The sequence below is a fragment of the Erwinia sp. PME.40.26/001 genome (assembly GCF_055556675.1).
Map to the genome: position 1 here is coordinate 1 of NZ_JBVHNP010000220.1, position 265 is coordinate 265.

The 265-nt window shown below is 70.6% G+C and carries 1 protein-coding gene; it reads left to right on the forward strand.

The genetic code is table 11. The features are described 5' to 3' along the window. The coding region (locus tag ACZ3HG_RS23920; RefSeq protein ID WP_465334884.1) for a DUF3145 family protein at positions 1-84 on the forward strand (84 nt) is incomplete at its 5' end. Between the last annotated feature and the right edge of the window lie 181 nt (positions 85-265).

The following is a 265-nucleotide window of genomic DNA, read 5'->3' on the forward strand; positions in this document are numbered from 1 at the left end:
GGCTCCGCCTGGGACGAGGAACTCGAGCCGTTCCGCCACGCCGGCGACAACCAGCACATCGTCTGGTTGCACAAGGTCGGCTGACAGATGTCGGGTGGGGGAGGCGCCACTACCGGAGGCCGGTGACCGCTTCCCGGCACCGGGACCGCGTATCTCCCTCCCGACGACGAACCGAACGCCCCCGCCATCCCGCCGCAGTCGGGGGATGCCGGGGGCGTTCGGCTGTGATCAGACGGAGGCGATCGCAACGACGGCGTTGTGGCCG